Origin of the sequence: Pseudomonas sp. Sample_16 (assembly GCF_004307665.1) — a bacterium.
Classification (GTDB): Bacteria; Pseudomonadota; Gammaproteobacteria; order Pseudomonadales; family Pseudomonadaceae; genus Aquipseudomonas.
On the sequence record NZ_RCOB01000210.1, the window covers coordinates 22,059 to 40,838 of the forward strand.

General features: G+C 48.2%; 15 protein-coding genes and 1 pseudogene. 9 read left to right on the plus strand and 7 right to left on the minus strand.

From position 1 onward, the window contains the following. The first annotated feature begins 3 nt into the window (after positions 1–3). The 6 genes from D8U69_RS27640 to D8U69_RS27665 are packed head-to-tail and all read left to right on the plus strand — an operon-like array spanning position 4 to position 7,203. Complete coding sequence (locus D8U69_RS27640; protein WP_130904135.1) at positions 4–786, plus strand: ABC transporter permease; 783 nt, start codon at positions 4–6, stop codon at positions 784–786. Beyond that, entirely contained in the window at positions 783–1,553 is a 771-nt protein-coding gene (locus tag D8U69_RS27645) for an ABC transporter ATP-binding protein (RefSeq protein ID WP_130904134.1), read from the plus strand. The genes D8U69_RS27640 and D8U69_RS27645 overlap by 4 nt, the downstream gene beginning before the upstream one ends. Beyond that, positions 1,531–3,828, plus strand: coding sequence for a glycosyltransferase (locus tag D8U69_RS27650; protein WP_241668701.1), 2,298 nt, complete (start codon positions 1,531–1,533; stop codon positions 3,826–3,828). The genes D8U69_RS27645 and D8U69_RS27650 overlap by 23 nt, the downstream gene beginning before the upstream one ends. Beyond that, entirely contained in the window at positions 3,819–5,471 is a 1,653-nt protein-coding gene (locus D8U69_RS27655) for a glycosyltransferase (RefSeq protein ID WP_241668702.1), read from the plus strand. The genes D8U69_RS27650 and D8U69_RS27655 overlap by 10 nt, the downstream gene beginning before the upstream one ends. Next, positions 5,468–6,097 (plus strand): acetyltransferase, encoded by a 630-nt coding sequence (locus D8U69_RS27660; protein WP_130908552.1) that lies wholly within the window; start codon positions 5,468–5,470, stop codon positions 6,095–6,097. The genes D8U69_RS27655 and D8U69_RS27660 overlap by 4 nt, the downstream gene beginning before the upstream one ends. Next, positions 6,094–7,203, plus strand: a complete 1,110-nt coding sequence (locus tag D8U69_RS27665) for a glycosyltransferase family 4 protein (protein WP_130908553.1) — start codon at positions 6,094–6,096, stop codon at positions 7,201–7,203. Before D8U69_RS27660 ends, D8U69_RS27665 begins: the two co-directional genes overlap by 4 nt. A 203-nt stretch (positions 7,204–7,406) precedes the next feature. On the opposite strand, the gene D8U69_RS27670 is transcribed toward D8U69_RS27665, so the two are convergent. The 7 genes from D8U69_RS27670 to D8U69_RS27700 all read right to left on the minus strand — a co-directional run bounded on the left by D8U69_RS27670 (position 7,407) and on the right by D8U69_RS27700 (position 15,904). Continuing rightward, a complete protein-coding gene (locus tag D8U69_RS27670) occupies positions 7,407–8,537 on the minus strand; it encodes an acyltransferase (RefSeq protein WP_130908554.1) in 1,131 nt (376 codons plus the stop codon). A gap of 298 nt (positions 8,538–8,835) precedes the next feature. Then, the gene (locus tag D8U69_RS27675) at positions 8,836–10,221 is read right to left on the minus strand and encodes a hypothetical protein (protein WP_130908555.1); all 1,386 of its coding nucleotides are present in this window, start codon (positions 10,219–10,221) and stop codon (positions 8,836–8,838) included. A gap of 83 nt (positions 10,222–10,304) precedes the next feature. After that, complete coding sequence (locus tag D8U69_RS27680; protein WP_130908556.1) at positions 10,305–12,497, minus strand: hypothetical protein; 2,193 nt, start codon at positions 12,495–12,497, stop codon at positions 10,305–10,307. Positions 12,498–12,503: 6 nt separating this feature from the next. Then, positions 12,504–12,917: a GtrA family protein gene (locus tag D8U69_RS27685; RefSeq protein ID WP_241668703.1), complete on the minus strand. Its 414-nt coding sequence runs from the start codon at positions 12,915–12,917 to the stop codon at positions 12,504–12,506. Continuing rightward, positions 12,917–13,870 (minus strand): WxcM-like domain-containing protein, encoded by a 954-nt coding sequence (locus D8U69_RS29985; RefSeq protein WP_130908557.1) that lies wholly within the window; start codon positions 13,868–13,870, stop codon positions 12,917–12,919. The genes D8U69_RS27685 and D8U69_RS29985 overlap by 1 nt, the downstream gene beginning before the upstream one ends. Further along, entirely contained in the window at positions 13,863–14,810 is a 948-nt protein-coding gene (locus tag D8U69_RS27695; protein ID WP_130908558.1) for a glycosyltransferase family 2 protein, read from the minus strand. Before D8U69_RS27695 ends, D8U69_RS29985 begins: the two co-directional genes overlap by 8 nt. Continuing rightward, positions 14,807–15,904, minus strand: a complete 1,098-nt coding sequence (locus D8U69_RS27700; protein ID WP_130904124.1) for a DegT/DnrJ/EryC1/StrS family aminotransferase — start codon at positions 15,902–15,904, stop codon at positions 14,807–14,809. The genes D8U69_RS27695 and D8U69_RS27700 overlap by 4 nt, the downstream gene beginning before the upstream one ends. A 327-nt stretch (positions 15,905–16,231) precedes the next feature. On the opposite strand from D8U69_RS27700, the gene D8U69_RS27705 reads away from it, so the two are divergent. The 3 genes and pseudogenes from D8U69_RS27705 to D8U69_RS27715 all read left to right on the plus strand — a co-directional run. Continuing rightward, positions 16,232–17,197, plus strand: coding sequence for an SDR family oxidoreductase (locus D8U69_RS27705; protein WP_177434602.1), 966 nt, complete (start codon positions 16,232–16,234; stop codon positions 17,195–17,197). Beyond that, positions 17,197–18,225: a glycosyltransferase family 4 protein gene (locus D8U69_RS27710; RefSeq protein ID WP_130904122.1), complete on the plus strand. Its 1,029-nt coding sequence runs from the start codon at positions 17,197–17,199 to the stop codon at positions 18,223–18,225. The genes D8U69_RS27705 and D8U69_RS27710 overlap by 1 nt, the downstream gene beginning before the upstream one ends. Before the next feature lie 107 nt (positions 18,226–18,332). Further along, a pseudogene (locus D8U69_RS27715) lies at positions 18,333–18,780 on the plus strand (polysaccharide biosynthesis protein); the annotation flags it as partial.

An 18,780-nucleotide genomic window follows, 5' to 3' on the forward strand; every position in this document is an offset into this window, starting at 1 on the left:
GTAATGTTTTCGTATTTTTCGCGCGTTTGGGCTGCTCGATACTTTTGGGTGCATCTTGCACTGGCTGATTTGCGTTCCCGCTGGCGCAGGTCGTTTTTTGGTGTGACATGGTCAATTATTCAACCATTGGGCATGACCGTACTCCTGACGCTTGTATTTAGCAAACTGTTCAATACGGATGTATTAACCTACGCCCCCTATGTTCTTTCTGGGATAGTCGTGTGGGAATTTATTTCGGCTAATACTATTGGCGGCTCTTTGTCATTCGTTCAAGCGGATGCCTACATAAAACAATGTAATCATCCTTTGGCAATTTATACCCTGCGTACGGTAATTGGTAGTTCAATCGTGCTCATGCTGGCCAGCGTTTCTCTCTATCTCTGGGTCGCAATCATGATGCCTCAGAATTTCGGTTGGAGTTGGTTGGCGACCCTAACGATATTCCCCATCGTTGCTTTGATAGCATGGCCCGTGTCAACTCTACTCTCCTATATCAGCACCCGTTTTCGCGACGTTCCCCATGCGCTCGGCCTGGTTATGCAGTCTTTGTGGTTTGTATCCCCGGTGTACTTTGAAGCAAAAATGTTTCAGAACGGCGGACTGCATGCCCTGATCGACTACAACCCGATCTATCACATTCTTCAGTTGTTTAGAGCGCCTCTATTACAAGGGGAATGGCCAACGTTGGCTAACTATTCCTACAGTTTAGGGACCGCTTTGTTTTTTGGCTTGATCGCGATGTGTGTTGGTTACAAAGCAGAGCGGAAGGTGATTTTTTACCTATGAGAATGAATAAGATCAATCAGATCAATGTAAAAAATGTGAATCTCCATTATGCAGCCGCTGCTTACAAGGAGCGTTCGTTAAAGTCGTTGTTGGCGAATATCTTCTCAAAAAAAGACGCTGATAATCATGTAGCTGATATTCATGCGCTGAAGAATATAAATGTTCAAATTGTCAGTGGCGAGCGTGTAGGGCTTCTTGGTCATAATGGCGCGGGTAAGAGTACATTCCTCAAGACTGTTGCCGGCTTGTATCCTATCTCCAGCGGCGAACTGAATGTGCAAGGCCAGGTTCGTTCCTTGTTCGACTTAAGCTTGGGTTTTGAACCTGATGCGACAGGGCGGGAAAATATCCTTTATCGAGGTTTGTTGCTTGGTCTGTCACCCAAATTTATGCGAGAGAAAATCGACGAAATCGTCGAGTTTGCTGATTTGGGCGAATTTATTGATTACCCTATTAAAACATATTCTGCCGGGATGCAAGTGCGACTTGCGTTCGCTATTTCCACCACGGTGGGCGGCGACATATTGTTGCTGGATGAAGTTATTGGTGCGGGCGATGCCAACTTTATGGCAAAGGCGAAAGTAAGAATAACCAGTCTGATCGAAAAAGCAGAAATTCTCGTTCTTGCCTCTCATGACTTTGGAGCCTTGCAATCCATCTGTACCCGAGGATTGGTATTTCATCATGGTGAGTTGCTGTTCGATGGTAAAATCACTGACGCAATTGCTGAATACAAGAAGATAAATGGACTTGCTGATGCAAACTAAACCGCTTCGTGTGATGTGGCTGCTGAATCATGGTGCGGCTCGTAAATTCGAGCTTGAAATGCTTAGGTCTCTGGGCGTCAATGAGTTTTTTTTGCCAAAGTCATTTCCACAGGAAATCGGTTTTCGTTCGGCTAGCATTGATTATTCTGAAGATGCGAATCTAACTATTCCAACTGAAGATCTGGAAGTATTGAACCAGCAGAATTGGTATGTGGCACCTTCCAAAGAAGCTTGGGATATTGCCAATAAATACTTTGATATCTGTTTTTTCATCTGCCATTCGAAAGGCTTCATGAATGAAGTATCGAGATCATTTACCGGTGCGGCTATCTGGCGTGCTTATGGCCTGGATAAAACACTAAGTTATTCAGAAGTGGTTAAGGTTTTATCTCTAGGTACACAGTCTGTCAAGAAGCTCGGTCGACGGCTTTGGTTGGGGATAGCCTACGACCATCTGGCTGACTCGGAGCCCATGTATCTGCAAAAACGAAAGGCTTTTTTACCACTGGGCCTTAACAACTGTGCGATCAATGATGTCTGGAACGGAAAGCAGAAGCACATTTTTTTCGTGTGCCCGGACATTGGTTTCAGTAGCTACTATAAAAAAGTATACGAAGATTTCGTTTCGGACATGCAGGGGATGCCCTACAAAATCGGCGGTTCTCAGCCGATTGAAGTGGACGATCCAAATGTGCTGGGATTTGTCACCCACGAAGAACATGAACGCAATATGAGAGAGTCGCGAGTCATGTTTTATCATTCAAGCGAACCCAATCATATTCATTATCATCCTTTCGAAGCCATCCGCGTCGGCATGCCACTAGTCTTCATGAGTGGTGGCATTCTTGATCGAATGGGGGGAGCGACCCTTCCTGGTCGATGCGAGTCTGTCAAAGAAGCGAGAGAGAAAATTCGTCGCATCTTGAATGATGATTCGAAATTTATCGAGCAAGTGCGTAAAAGTCAGGCGGTACTGCTGGAGCCGATGCGGGCAGAGAACTGTGAAGCCGCTTGGATAAGCAGCTTCAAGGAGATTCTGCAAGAGCTGGAAGTCAGTCGCTTGGAACAAAGCCAGCGACCAGTCAAACGCAAGAAAATCGCAGTGGTAGTCCCTGTCGAATATCGAGGGGGAAGCCTTCGTGGGGCCCACCTGCTAGCGGAAGCATTGCATGAAGGAAGCAGGCAGTGGGGGGAAGATGTCGACGTTGTCCTCCTGCATTTGAAGTCTGCTGATGATGAGGCAGAAGTTCCTACCGATCAGGATGAGAGAATTCAGCTTCGCACCTTTCACTGGAAAACCCTCGACGCGCAAACCGCACGCAGAGCCATGCGATACGCAGGCCACGACGGCTGGGAACCTGACTCCGTGAGATATGTTGTTCCGGATGATGGCATTAAACAGCTTCTGGACTGCGACGCGTGGATCATAGTCTCTGATCGTGTTCAAGCTCCGTTAGTGCCTTTGCGGCCCTGCATTTTCATGGTCTATGACTACCTCCAGCGCTATGAAAAGGTACTGTCGAAAAGTGGAGATGAACACTTTATCAGCGCTGTGCGTCGGGCGCAGAAGCTTCTTGTAACGACTGAATTTACGAAACAGGACGCCATTCAGTACGCAGGCGTTGAAGTGAATCGAATCGCTAAGGTGCCTATGCTGGCTCCTGACTTTTCAAAAGTTGGACCTGGGATATTGTCGGCACCCGACCAGCCCTATTTCTTGTGGACAACTAATGCCGGCGCGCATAAAAATCATGTGAACGCACTGAAGGCGCTCAAATTTTATTATGAGGCGCTGGGAGGTCAATTCTTCTGTCATGTGACGGGTGTGAACACTGACAATATGCTAGAGAGTAGTGAACCGCACCTTAAGTCCCTTTCTGCATTGGTTAATGCAAGCGCCGCATTATGGGAGAAAGTTAAGTGGCTTGGTGAACTCCCTGACTTTGAATACCGTTGTACATTGGCGAATGCAACGTTTCTATGGCATGCCGGTAAAATTGACAACGGTTCATTCAGTGTTGTTGAGGCCGCTAGCTTAGGTGTGCCGGCATTAAGCAGTGACTATCCCGCCATGCGTGAGATGGACATTCAATTTTCACTGCAGTTGTCCTGGATGAATGCCTCCGACTATAAAGAGATGGCGCACCAGTTAAAAGATATGGAATTGACTTACTTGTCCAAGAAGGCCCTGCTTCCATCGCCTGAGGTATTGGCAGAACAAGGCGTTGAGAAGTTGGCGGCACAATATTGGGGAGTCATAAGAGAGTGTCTATAAATAAATATGGTATTTACCTGGCCTACGCGCCAGGGTTGGATTTGCGCCATGAAGGATTGGGTAGATACCTCGCTGCCTTTCTGAAAGGTGCAAGCGACCGAGAAGACGTGGGCTTTGTCCTGGTATGCCCGAGTTGGTCGAAAGAAGGCCTTGAAGATCTATTTCGCAGCGAAGGGGTCTCACAGGAGCGCTTTGAATTAGTTTCCCCCTCGAAAAAGCCGATGGTGTTACGCATTTACGAAGCTTACATAGCCCGAAAGAAACGTAAGCGCAAGCCTGGACTGTTCAAAAGGCTTTCCAATGGCGTCTCAGCGATTAAAAAAGCTGCCATTGATCACGTTGAGCAGCAGTTAGTTACGACAAACTCGTACTTGGGCTTGGCGGTGTTGCTCATAGAAGGGCTTTTTCTTGCAGGCCTTGCGCTTTTGATTAGCCCAATCATTATCCTGGGGTTGGTTGTTCTTTTTTTAATAAAATTAAAGTTTGTTTTCAAACGACTTTCCCGGCCTTTTCGGCGCCATTTATCACGGGCCCGAGGGGCAGTTGGACAGCCTAAGGACGACGCTTTTATTTTTCGACTGTATAAGCGGATGGAGAGAATCGAGTCAGAGCGGATGCTTCACTTGATTGATAGCCTGGCTGATGTGAAAGCTTGGTACAGTCCTACTGCTTTTTGGCCCGCCTTCAACAAAATAGATCGTCCACGTCTGATGTGTGTGCCGGATGTAGTGCTATCGGATTTCCCCGTCGGTTTCTCTAGTGTGGGAGGCGAACGCTTTTTGCAAACCTATGAGGATGTTCGCCGATCGATTCAGACTGGACAGCATTACGTCACTTACAGCAACGCGATCAAGTGGGACACGCTGGTCGAACAGTATTCGATACGCGCTTCTAATGTATCGGTGATTCACCATGCCCCGAACATGTTGAACCAATGGGTCACAACCCGAGGATTTGCGGATCTGGAAGCGACGTCGCTTCATTATTCACAAACGCTTCTTAGTAGTGCGATGCGCAAGTCCTCCAATAAGAACTATACGGTGGGTTTTGCAAATACATCGTTCAAGTTTATATTTTATGCAAGTCAGTTTAGGCCGAACAAAAACCTGCTGATGTTACTGCGGGCCTACGAGTTTCTTCTAAGAAAAAAATATATCAGTCACAAGCTGATTTTGACCGGTGATCCTGAGCGTTATTCGGCGGTCAAAAAGTTCATTGCCGAACACGGCTTGGAGAACGACATTTTATGCTTGCACGGTTTGACGGTGCAGGAGCTTGCTGCCTGTTATAAGTTGGCAGATCTGGCAGTCAACCCTAGCCTGAGTGAAGGAGGATGCCCATTCACCTTTACCGAGGCTCTGTCCGTAGATACGCCTGTGGTCATGGCTCGAATCGCGGTGACTGAGGAAATACTCAATCAGCCAGAACTTCAGGAAACGACATTTTTTGACCCGTTTGATTGGGAAGATATGTCACGTCGTATTGACTGGGCGCTTTCTCATCGAGAAGAGCTTCTGACACTGCAGAAAACTATCTATCAAAGCCTGATTCAGCGAACCTGGACGGATGTTGTGAACGAGCACATCACGGTCCTTGAATCGATTTCCGCGGGCGACGGTATCCCTTCGGAGGTCACTGCATGACTTCAACCACAGGGCTGTTGATTCTAGGGTTTGGCGGGCATGCCCGGAGCGTGGCTGATGTCGCACTCTCATCGGGTATCACGCAATTGTGCTTTATCGACGCCAACGCCAGACCAGGTGAGTCGTTTTGTTCGTTTCCCGTGAAAGCGTCCGTGGATTTTGAGTTGCCTGAGGATTGGTCAGTCATTCCCGCCGCGGGAGACAACAAAAAACGAATAGAACAATGCGGATGGGTCATTCAACAGGGATGGCCTTTAGCAACTCTCATCTCTCCCAGTGCCACGATAGGTGTTGGAGCCCAAATTGCTGAGGGGAGTTTTATTGCTCATCACGCTCATATCGGGCCAATGGCTTCCGTCGGACGTGGTTGTATTATCAACACTGGTGCAATTGTCGAACATGAGTGCGTAGTGGGTGACTACAACCACATTTCCGTTGGCGCTGTGGTCGCCGGTCGGAGCCGTGTCGGCGATCGCTGCTTCCTGGGGGCGGGCTCAACGGTGATCGACGGACTGCAGGTGGCAGACGATGTCATGCTGGGCGCCGGTGCGTGCGCCCATCGCAATCTGGAAAAGGCCGGTACTTACGTGGGAGTTCCTGCGAAGTTTTTGGGGCACAAATCTTGAAAATCCTGCATTTTTTCAAGACTTACTACCCGGATACCATGGGCGGTATAGAGCAGGTTATCTTTCAGCTCGCTGAGGGGGGGATACAGCACGGTATAGAGTCTGAAGTCCTGTACCTTAGCCCCCGTGGCGCAATGCGCAACGAACGGCTCGGAAACCATATTACCCACCGGTCATATCAAAACCTTCAGATCGCTTCCACCGGCTTTTCAATCGGCGCGATCAAGGACTTCATCGAACTCGCAGAGCAAGCCGATGTTATCCATTACCATTTTCCATGGCCATTCATGGACATGGTCCACTTTCTTTCCAGAGTGAAGAAGCCGACCGTTGTTACTTATCATTCGGATATCGTGAAGCAGCAGACGTTGCTCCGACTCTATAATCCGCTCTTGCACGCATTTCTCCGAAATGTCGACGTTATCGTTGCCTCTTCACCCAACTATGTCGCCAGTAGCGAGACACTGGGTAAGTACGTGGATAAAGTCAGAGTAATCCCGATCGGGATCGATCGCAAAACATATCCTGTGGTGACTGACGCGTCGCTGGCTCATTGGCGTGAGACAGTAGGTGAGCGCTTCTTCCTGTTTGTCGGGGCGCTCCGTTACTACAAAGGCCTCGACTTTCTTCTGGAAGCTGCTCAGCAAACAAAGCTGCCGGTCGTGATCATGGGCAAAGGCCCCATGGAAATGGCACTGAAACAGAAGGCCAAAGACGCGAACCTGGATAATGTCTATTTTGTCGGGGGCCTGCCGGACGCTGACAAGGCCGCTCTGATGACCTTGTGTTTCGCTTTGGTGTTTCCTTCCCACCTCAGGTCTGAAGCCTTCGGGATCACCCTGCTCGAAGGGGCGATGTACGGGAAACCATTGATTTCCTGCGAGATAGGAACCGGTACCACGTACATTAACATCGAGGGTGAGACGGGCTATGTAGCGCTGCCGGGAGACAGTGCATCTCTGGCCAGAGCTATGACGAAGTTATGGAATGACCCGGTGGGTGCAGCAAAAATGGGCGAGAATGCTCTAAAGCGATATGAAGAATATTTTAAGGCTGATGATATGGTTAAGTCTTACAGTGATGTATATCTATCGCTTTTGAAGTGATTAGCGCGAGCACTAAAAAAGTTAAAATAAATGCACTACTAGTCTAAGTATTATAGCAATGCATCCACCCCCTAGATGGGGGCGCCACAGAGATAAAGCTATTACCTTGAAATCTCGCAATTTCAATGCTTGGCATTTGTCGGCATTCAAAGTGGTTGTGTAACTTTTAACACTTAGTACGTCCTATTGATTAACGCTCTGAGCTAATTTTCCTTCGTTGCGGAAATAGGCTGCGCATCTCGGCTTTTCACCAATTGCATCAACCAACGCCTGCATGGTTTTTCTACAGATAAATGCAGTCCGATTGACATTGTCATAATCAATCCCAAAAACAGAAGCTCAAATGCTAATCCAGTGAAAAATGATCTGTTGATATTCAGTGCAAATAAGGGGAGCGCAATAATATGTATTAAGTAGAAAGCGAACGATGCCTCACCTAATAAAACAGCAGGACTGGTTGATAAAAGTCTGCTCACAGGGCTTTTATTAGTCTTGGCAGTTGCAAGTATAAGTAGAGTAAATAATCCTGCGTATGATGCATCCCAACTGAATGAGGATAGATAGTTTGCTTTTGATGCCATGAGAGCGATGAGGGCAAGTATTGAGCTGTAGCAAACGTAGCTCCAATATTTTTCATTGTTTTTGTTTTTTGTACTTCTGCAGTAATAGGTAGCAGCAAAAATTCCAAGGATGAAATCTAGCACCCTTGTAAGCGGAAAGTTATATAGCCATCGGTGCGCTGAGTCGGGGTCTGTGAAAGGCAAATCATGCCTTGGAGGCAGCGCTAAGTATCCCGCCAAAGATAGCTGGATGGTAACGACTAGAAGCGCTGCAGTTAGCATTTTGATGCCAGGTTGTAGAATGCCAAGCCGCATGAATGCAGGAATTAGGATTGGGAAACAAAAGTATAAAAAAGCCTCAACGCTTATACTCCAAGCAGGACTGTTAAGACCTCCTACTACGCTAGCGTCTGGGTGCCAGGCTTGTGCTGCAAACAGATAAATTGTTAGCGGGGTCGCTGCATCTTTCTGTAACCAAACGAAAAGCATAGTCAATATGTACAGCGGGTAAACTCTACTGAACCTAGCCCATAGGTATTTAGGAGTGTTATTTAATGGGTTTGATTCGAATTTGTCTATATAGTTGTAGGTAATAATAAATCCAGATAGTACGAAGAAAAATGTAACTCCCGCGTAACCAGAGGCCATAATCCTCTCTGGTAACTCACCAAGACCCGTTATTGGGTAGTGAGAAAAAAATACCATTAACGCTGCAATAAATCGCATTCCAGTAAGCGCTGGGATCGTCTCTAGCCTCTCATTTGGTGCTGACATTCCGGCCTCCTAAGTTTCGCGGCATTCTACAGCAAATTTTTTCGAGATGTGATCTGATGCGGTGATTCTCGGCGCATTCATTATTGAGTTTTTACCTGAAAAAATGACCATGCTCTCTATCGGCTAGATGGCAGTTGAAACGTGCTTTTATTTCTGCGACTTGTGTTCATTGCAGCCTATCGTAGCAAGAGTGAAGGAGAGCCTCGTAGCAGGTCTGAACAAGGATAGGACACTTGCGCTTTAAAAGACGCCGTACTGCTATCGATATGTCTCACAGTACGGCTAACATCGATAAAGATCAGGGTAGGCTATACGATACGCAGGCCATGGCAGCAGTTGTTATTGCTAGAAATGAGGCCGCGAGCAAAGTATAAGCAGCGAGTATCGGCAGCCAGTGCTTCTTTAGAAGCCTGGAAAAGTCTGACCATTCGAATTGGGTTGCAATGGCACCGAACAACACGAGATAAAGAGGCATGAAAAATCGGGTTTCGACTGCTCCTGGAAGTATCGCGAGTACTGGGATAAGTAGGGGAGTGAGGTAAGCGACTTCTATCCGTCGAGGATTTTGTCTTGTGCAAAAAATCAGAGCGCCAAAAAAGAATAGGCTGTAGCAGAGAAAAGCTACGACACTTTTGTTGATAGAAGGCTTCGTGACGTAAACGAGCCCATCGCGAACATCGATGCCATTAATGAAGTGCCTTCCGTAGATGCCAAGAAACTGAACTGGGTGTTTCGCAACCAGTGCGATGTATCCACCGATAGTTGGATCGTCAGTGAACAGCGATTCATCAAGTGAACGCAATGCAATTCCAGCGGGATCCCTATAGTAGAGGCTAGGTGCGGGGGTATCTCCACCATTGTAGGTTTCGTAACGCTGTATCGTTACACCCCAATATAACTGTGTCGCCATCAAGGATTTGCCTTTGACAGTGGCGAACACTAAAGGAGTGGCTACGTCATGAATACGTTTATTGATGGCCATCTGCGGCAGGGCAACGACAAATGCCCCTAAAATAAACGCAACCATCCCAAGCCCCCGAGCGTTCCATGATTTGCTACGCAGGAAGACAAGCGGAACAATAAATAGCAGTGCAATGAAAGCAAAGAGATAGATGGTTCGAATGTTGTAAGCTGCACTAGCCGCCGCGCCAGAAAAAAACAGAAATGCTAGCCAGTACTTCCGTTTTGCACTGCCTGCGAATGCAATGGCAATTATCATAGCGAGTGCGGCGGGCATATCAGACAGCGGATATAGGAATAATCCGGGAAAAACGGCAATTGCAAGCAATGCAAATACGATACGACGTATAAAGGTAAGGCGACCACCAAAGCACTGTAGGAAAAAATTCGCTACCGGGCCTGTCAAAAGATAGGCATAGATAGCAGAAGTGCTGATCCTGAAAATAACACGACCTGTGTCATTTATGGCATCGGTTAAAGCATGAATAGGAAATAGCAGGTAGGCGTAGACGTAGCCCCTCACAATGTCAGGGAAATTTGCAATGAATGCAGGAGTGCTCAAATTCCAATAGGTTGTAGAGTCGTAAGGAAAGTCTACAACATCAAAAAACTGGTGCGTTACAAACAGTATAAAAAATACCGTAAAGAAAGAGTAGAGTTCGGGTTTGCTCTCTAGTAATGAATAGAGAGTGGGTTTGCTCTCTAGTTTTGACAAAACTTCCATCGGTTGTCCTTTTTTATTTAAGACTCTAGTTTTTCTCGGAGTCATTAACAATTATTTAATATTTAATTATTCGATTGCATGTATTATTTTTTTATTTCAATCCAATCTAATCTTCCGGCGAAGCCGTAGTAATTTTCGTCAACGTCACTTATGAAAGCTACGGTGTTCACTCCGTCGCGGAGTTGATTTTTCATGAGTTCCGCTTCAAACTGATTGGCATCGTTCCACTGGAATGGAATATCGATACCGTTTATTTCGATTTTCATACTGGCTTTTATAGATGGGCTGACTATTATGTCAAACTGACCTTTCAATCGATAATGCGATGATTTCGGTACAAAATTAAAGTCAAGGGAAGACTGCTTATTCGTTTTCCAGGCTGAGGCGTTATGCTGGAATTTATTAACGGTCCACTCGGCCTCGCGCCATCCCGACCCCGCTATTGGTAGCTCCATACTCCACCAGTTACCAAATCCCCAGAAGTAGTGGTCGCTCGATTCCTGATCAGTGAAACCAATCAGAAGATTATGATAGTCAGCTTTATCGATGAACCCACGATAAATCGCGCCTGTGCGGCTTTGGTCGCCTCGTAACATTTCTGCGCGGTTTGGAGTTTCGTTGGGCTTGTCATCTGGATTTACTGTAATGGCAACGGTCTGAGACTTGGGCAGCTTTTTATCTTCTAATTGCTTGGTCGGTTCGAATCCAGGACCACTTATAGACGTGGGGTAGTGAAAGATCCAGTCTTCAGCTGTTTCTTCGCAGGTACCTTTGCGTCCTACGCTATCCGTGTGCTGCCACTCATTGCCCTGTTCGTGGCAAACTTCAATCGCGTTGAAGGTATGCCCGTAGACGTAATTAAGGGTTGCCTGTAAGTTTTCGTTTATAAACATCCATGTGCTGTTGAGTTGGTTGGTTTTATCAGTTATTACCATTGTTTTGTTGCTGTTTTTCCCATCAAAATTTCCGACAATATTTTTTATAATATTACGCTGTCTGTCTGATATTTTGACGTAGTGGTGGAATTGATACAGTTGTGTTGAGAATCCGATAAAAACCAGTAGGGCCGCGCAAAGGGTTGCCAGGTTTTTGCTCGCTTTGCCGATTGCTATAAGCACGGCGAGCGTTACGAATACACCGCCGGGTGTTGCGAACAAGAACGTGCGTTGGCTTATCGCCTGATGGGATGTCGACAGTAAAAATGGGGCGTACCCTAAAAGTACCAATATGACGCCAGCAATCAACAATCGAACGGGAATCGCCGTTGAGATTGCGCTTTCTGCTGATTTCGCTTTTCGATAGCCGGATAGCAGTAGGTAGAATGTCAACGATATTACAAGCATCACACTGATGGCGTACCAATAAGTGCTGAATTCCACCGTGGTTATTCTTGTTGCATCATACCAACCTCCCAGCGTCGTTCTCAGCAAGCCTATCGAGAACAGATTGGGGAGTGAGTGCATGATTGTGCTGACAATGCTGGAACTGCCTGCAATGCCGCTCTGATAGCTGTTAATGAGAGGGGCAGTGTGAATGACATAGGCAATATAGGCAAAAGCACCCGTCAGCCAAATGAGATGTTTCCATATCTGCTGGCGCAGTTGAAAGACGGCTGATTTAAAATCCGACTTTACAAGGATTAATAGAATTGGCAGCACAGAAAGCAGCAGTGAGGCCTCATACATAGCGCAAGCGGCCATCAGCAGGATGGCTGATACGACACGCAGTAAATACGACATGATTGCCGATTTTGCCTGCAGTGCGGCTACGAATAGAGCGGTTCCAAGCAGCAATGAGCTAAGTGCCCAGTTTATATGCAGCGCTCTAAACGATAATTGCATCGTGTCGGCTGGAAAAACTACGATCAGCAAACCCGCGATCATTCCCCACTTGAGTGAGCCAGTAACATAGTTTGTTATGTAGCTTAGGCTCGAGCCCTTTACGCACAGTGAGAGTGCAAGCAGCACATTCCAGTATTTGAATGAATAGGGGTCTAAATAGTAAGCAATGGCTTGAGGGAGAATCGTCAGAGGCCTTAACGCATGAGCAGCCAAGGGACTAGTAGTGTCAGTTACGAAAAAAAGTCCGTGTGTAGTGAATGCCCCGAGCAATCCCCATTCTTCTATCAGGCCGATTAGTGAAAATCCGTAAGGTATCCACAATGCCAGCACTAATATAGCAACGGGTAAGGTATGGGCCATCCAGAATTTCGCGGCAACACAAGAATGGGAAGGGGAAAGCTTTTTTGATAGAAGTTGTTCCGTTATGTTGGTCATCTGGCTCTACTGATCCATGCCTGTCTTGGGCTGATGTGTGGCTTTAAGTATTGTTTTGCTCAGCAAGTAAGTCACAGGCAGAAGCAGGACAATGATCAAAAGCGGGGCTAATTCTTCAGGTATCCCTAATTTCTCCACCATAAGACTAAGCAATAGAGCGCCTAATGCATACTGGAGTAAATACACTAAGGGATAAGCCATTAACCCTTTCCATGATTTTTTCACATTGAAAACAACTTGTGCGTTAAACAAGTATGAGAAAACTATTCCGCTTACGTAGGCAATTACATAAGATTTTTGATAACTCAAGTACATGTTCAACAACAAATAGATTCCATAGGTCAGGAGGGTGTTCAGACACCCCCCTATCAGAAAGGAAACCCATCGGCGTAAGTTTTCTTTTGAGACGGTGATGCCCACTAGTTTTTCGAACCTGTAATTTTCAAAAACTCGGAGTAATCCCGAATGTAATCCGCCGCGTCATAGTAGTCAGACGTAAATACCAGCAGCACTGCATCCTCGGAGTACTTGTACTGAATGCCCCACGTCAAAGGCGGCAAGTAAATACCTTTATTCGGAGCATCAAGCATCACTTCAGCGCGGTTTTGACCGTCATCAACCACGACGGCACAGCTCCCTTTCACGCAGATGAGGAACTGATGGCAGTTGTGATGAGCATGTTCGCCGCGGGTTTTTTGACTGGGGACGTTGAATACCAGGAAATAGCGTTTTGGAATAAAAGGGATTTCCTTCTCGAATTCGCCCACCGACAAATCACCGCGCATGTCCCCAACGAATTTGAAGTTGTGTGTGGTGACGTCACCCACCCCAAGTCTTGTAATCCCTTTTTGCGACGCTGTGTCTTCAACGAGCTTCGGTTTTTCGCTGTTGTCACTTATCGCGGAGTTCTCGACATAGCCGGTAATCCGCGCAGGCGACCCGGTCACGATTGCATACGGGGGCACTGATTTTGTGACCACCGCACCTGCTCCAACCATCGCACCCATACCAATGGTGACGCCAGGAAGGATCACAGCACCGCCTCCGATCGAAGCCTTGTCGTGTATTACGGTTGGGAGAAACGTTTCCGGATAGACCTTGGAACGAGGAAACTTGTCATTGGTGAAGGTGACGTTCGGACCAATGAACACATCGTTGCCAATCCTGAGGCCATTCCAGACATAAACGCCTGACTTGATCGTCGTTCTGTCGCCGATGACGACATCGTTTTCAATCAGGCAATGAGAGCAGACGTTCACATCCGCACCGATCACAGCCTCAGGGAAAATGACAACATACTGCCAAACACGGGTGTTTTGGCCAATGTTGGAGCTCTTGACATCTGCGCTAGGATGAATCGTCGGGTTAGACATGGCTGATTTGCTCTCGGTTGTTCAACTGTATGCTCACGACTGCCAATGGTCGTTGTTTGGTGTTTTCATAAGCACGCCAGGCGTAGGTGCCCACAAGGCCCAGGCCCAGAAGATTCAAAGTGCCCAGCAGCAAGACCACGACCATGGTGGCCGCGTACCCCGGTACCGCGATGGTGCCGTGTATTCTTGCAATGATGACCATCAGGCCTATTGCGACTGACATTAATGAACCGATCGTGCCCATTTTAATCAGTAGACGAATAGGGTAGTCCGTGAAGGCGAAGATGCTGTCCATCATGTATTCCAGCTTCTTCTTGAACGTCCAGGCGGATTTGCCTTCCTGACGAACCTGGCGATCGTAATCGACGAACTTTCTTCGGAAACCGAGCCAGAAGATCAATGCAATCAATGACGAGCGCGATTCTTCAAGCTTCAGCAGCTGCTCTTTGAACGTGTTATTGCAGCCAAAGATGTCGACGCCACCTTTAGGCATGTCATGAACGACCAGCTTTCGGTAAAGCCCCCAGAACATCGAAGACGCCATGCGGCTCAACAAGGGATCATTTCGGGCATTGCGCGTGCCGATGGCTACGTCGCACTCATCATTTGAAAGGGATTGAAAGAAGCTGATCAGCAGTTCCGGTGGCTCCTGCAGGTCAGCAGCCATCACGCCGAAGTACTCACCGGTGGCCGCCATCAAACCTGTTCGAATCGCCGGGAAGGAACCGAAGTTGCGCGAATGCGCCAGTAGCTGTGCTGCAAAAGGCAGGTTCGGAAGTTCTTTTTGAATCAATGCAAACGATGCATCCGGGCTGCCATCAACGACAAAAACCGCTTCTAATTGGTTGTTGAGGCTCTCATTGATTTCGCTGAGTACCTGAATCAAGCGCGGAATGGATTCTGCGTTTTTGTAAACCGGGATGATGATCGAGTACGTCATGCAGCCCATCCGTTGACGGCTTTGATCACTGCGCTGACTTCATGCTCTTCCATTTCTGGATAGCATGGCAGTGTCAGAATTTCTTTGGCCAGACGCTCGGTGTTGGCCAAGTGGAAGTCGGCATGGACATTCTTGAACACGGGTTGCTGGTAGTCAGGAATCGGATAGTGAACTTCGGAAGCGATTTGCACGCCGCGTAGATGTTGCTGCAAGGCGTCACGTTTCACGCTCTTGATCACATACAGGTGAGCGACCCAGGCATCGCTGTCGCCTTGCGGGTGAACAATCTCGGGCTGCCTGATTTCAGTGCGATAACGTTTGGCAATCTCGTTGCGTCGCCCGTTGCCTTGATCAAGGTGCGGCAGAAACTCGGAGAGAATAGCGGCTTGCATTTCATCCAGGCGGCTGTTTCTGGCGCCGCCCAACTCCACGCAATATTTGGAGGACCAGCCGTATTGACGCAATTGAGCTACTTGCTGCGCGATCTCGGCAGAGTTGGTGACGACTGCACCACCATCGCCAAGGGCACCGAGGTTTTTTGTCGGGTAGAAACTGAAGCTCGAAGCGTCGCCGAATGTGCCTACACGTTTGCCATGCATGCTGGCGCCGTGAGCTTGTGCGCAGTCTTCCAGGAGTGGAATGCCATTGTCCGCACAGAACGTCGCAATTTCCTGGATTTGCGGGATGGCCAAGCCATAAAGGTGAGTGACGACGACGACTTTGGCGCCCGCTTCAACTGCACGTTTAACTTCACCGAGTGTGACGACTTGGGTATCGAAGTCGACATCCATGAAGGCCGGGACCGCGCCTATGGCCAGGACCGACGTGGTGGTATACATGCCCGCGTTGGCGACCGTAGCGACGATGTCACCTTTTTCGACACCCAATGCCTTGAGGGCCAATTCGATTGCATCGGTGCCATTGGCTACGGTTACGCAGTGGTTGGCGCCCAGATATTCGGCGAAGGATGATTCAAAACGTTTGACCTCTGGCCCCAGGACTACCCATCCGCTGGAGACCACGCGCTGAATGGATGCATCGATCTGATCGCGATATTTTGCAATTTTCGCGCTGAGATTATTGATTTGCTGCATCGATATGCTCCCTTCGAGGTGTAGCCTGCTAAATTAGTATGTATTTTGAATGACTTACCGACGCCACTCATCTCTGCGAAGCGTCTGCGGCTCTATTCATCGAGCGTTTAGTCAAAATTGGGGGGGATTCTATCTCTACCGCGTGTTTGCTCCAACCTGTGTAATGGCGAATTGTGCTGAGACGCAGGGCTTTGTGTTTTTTTTCAGCTGGCTGGCTTGTGCTCCATAAGGGGCAGGGTGAGGCGCTTCGCACAAATTGAGCGCTCAAAATGACGACTTTTCGTGATAGATTATTCCAATGCTATCTATTTTTTGAATTGGTTTGAAATGTCAAAAAAAATACTTGTGACCGGCGCGACAGGGTTTCTGGGAGGTGCCGTAGTCAGGCGTTTGTGCGCTTTGCCGGAAACATCGGTTGTAGCGCCTCTTAGAAATTTGAATAGCAAGTTACCCAATTCCGTAGAAAAAACTCATATACCAAACATTGATCAATCCACCGATTGGACGTCGTCACTAGCGGGTGTGAGTGTGGTTGTGCATTCAGCAGCACGAGTACACGTTATGCACGAAGACCCAGCGCAGTCGCTGGAGATGTTTCGTGCGACTAATGTTGAAGGCACGCTTAATCTTGCACGCCAGGCGATAAAGGCGGGCGTTAAGAGATTGGTCTTTATCAGTTCGATCAAGGTCAATGGAGAAACGACTTTGCCCGGAAGTGCTTTCTCGGCAGATGATATTCCGCACCCTTTGGATCCTTACGGTATTTCCAAGTACGAAGCCGAACAGCAACTTCTGCAACTTGCCAATACGGGAGCGATTGAAGTTGTCATCATTCGTCCGGTCCTTATTTATGGTGCCGGTGTGGGCGCGAATTTTCTGCAAATGATGCGCTGGCTGGTAAAGGGCGTCCCACTACCGTTCGGGGCCGTGAACAATTATCGAAGTCTTGTCTCACTGGACAATGTCGTTGATCTGGTCACGACGTGCATCGATCATCCCCAGGCCATGAATCAGGTATTTCTGGTAAGCGATGACGAAGACGTTTCAACGACCCAGCTCATGCTGCGCCTGATCACTTATCTGGGTGTCAAAACCTGGCTCGTACCCATTCCAGCAGCAGTGCTGGTGTTCCTGGCCGGCTTGTTGGGACGACGTGCAACCGCGCAGAGGCTTTTTGGCTCATTACAGGTCGATATCAAGAAAACTCAAAAACTACTGGGCTGGCATCCACCCGTAAGTCTGGATGATGGATTGAAATCGGCGGCACAGTATTTTCTGGAGTCTCACAAATAATGAGTTATGCGTGGTTTATTCCGGTGGCTGCCGGTCTTTCTTTTTTACTGACGGCGGCATTACGTAAGTACGCGATATCTCGAAGCCTGATGGACGTTCCGAATGCTCGTAGTTCCCATGTGGTCGCGACACCGCGGGGTGGCGGCGTCGCCATTGTCGTGGCTTTCATCATGTCGTTGGTTTTTCTGTACGGTGCAGGACTGACTTCTCCATCGATCTTTTTCGCGATCGCTGGGTCAGGGATTTTTATAGCGATTATCGGTTTTATGGACGACCATGGTCACATCGCCGCGCGTTGGCGTTTGCTCGGCCATTTTGCCGCGGCGACCTGGCTGCTCGTCTGGATGGGTGGATTGCCGGCCATTGATCTGTTCGGCATCCAGGTCGATCTGGGGTGGGCAGGTCATGTGCTGGCTGCTTTTTATCTGGTGTGGTTACTCAATCTCTATAACTTCATGGACGGCATCGATGGCATTGCCAGCGTCGAAGCTATTTCCGCTTGTCTGGGCGCGTGCCTCCTTTACTGGTTGGCGGGTCTCGACACGCTGATTTGGGGGCCGTTGTTGCTTGCGGTTTCCGTTGCAGGATTTCTTTGCTGGAATTTCCCGCCTGCAAAGATTTTCATGGGCGACGCCGGAAGCGGTTTTCTGGGCATTACACTAGGCGGGCTTTCTTTACAGGCGGCGTGGGTTTATACACCGATGCTGTGGGGGTGGTTGATTTTGCTTGGGGTGTTCATTGTTGATGCGACTTTCACGTTAATTCGACGTTTGTCAAGAGCTGAGAGGGTTTATGAAGCACATAGGAGCCATGCCTATCAATTCGCCTCACGTCGCTTTGGTAAACATTTGCCAGTCACCCTAGCGGTGGGCGCGATCAATATTTTCTGGCTGTTGCCGTTAGCCGTTTGCGTTACACACTTTGATATGGACGGGGTTTTCGGAGTCGTTTTGGCCTACGCACCGCTGATCGTTCTGGCTAATAAATTCCGTGCCGGAGATCCGGAAGAGTCTACTGTGAAGAACTAAGCAAGAAGTGATAGGTCGTTAGGTTTAGAGTGATCGCGCAGGCCCCATGAGATCTCACCACAATGAAAAAGGGTGCTGATAGGAGGACAGAGGTGTTTGAAGGGTTTATGGATAAGATCAGAGCCTATCTAGTAGGTCTTCCCCGGCGCCGAAAAAGGTTGATTCAGGTTGCCACTGATATTGTTCTCGTCTGGGCTGCTTTGTGGTTGGCATTCATCGTCCGTTTGGGTATCGATGATATGTATAACCCATTCAGGGTACATTTTTGGCTTTTCGTCAGTGCCCCTCTCGTAGCCATCCCGTTGTTCATTCGTTTCGGAATGTATAGAGCTGTAATGCGTTATTTCGGCAATGATGCATTGATAGCCATCATTAAAGCCGTCAGCCTTTCGTCACTTATTCTGGCTGTTGTCGTCTATTGGTACAGCAACCACGAAGCCGTTGTACCGCGTTCTATTGTCTTCAACTACTGGTGGCTCAGCCTCGTCATCATTGGCGGACTTCGCCTGTGCATGCGGCATTATTTTATGGGGGACTGGTTCGCCGGTGCCCAGC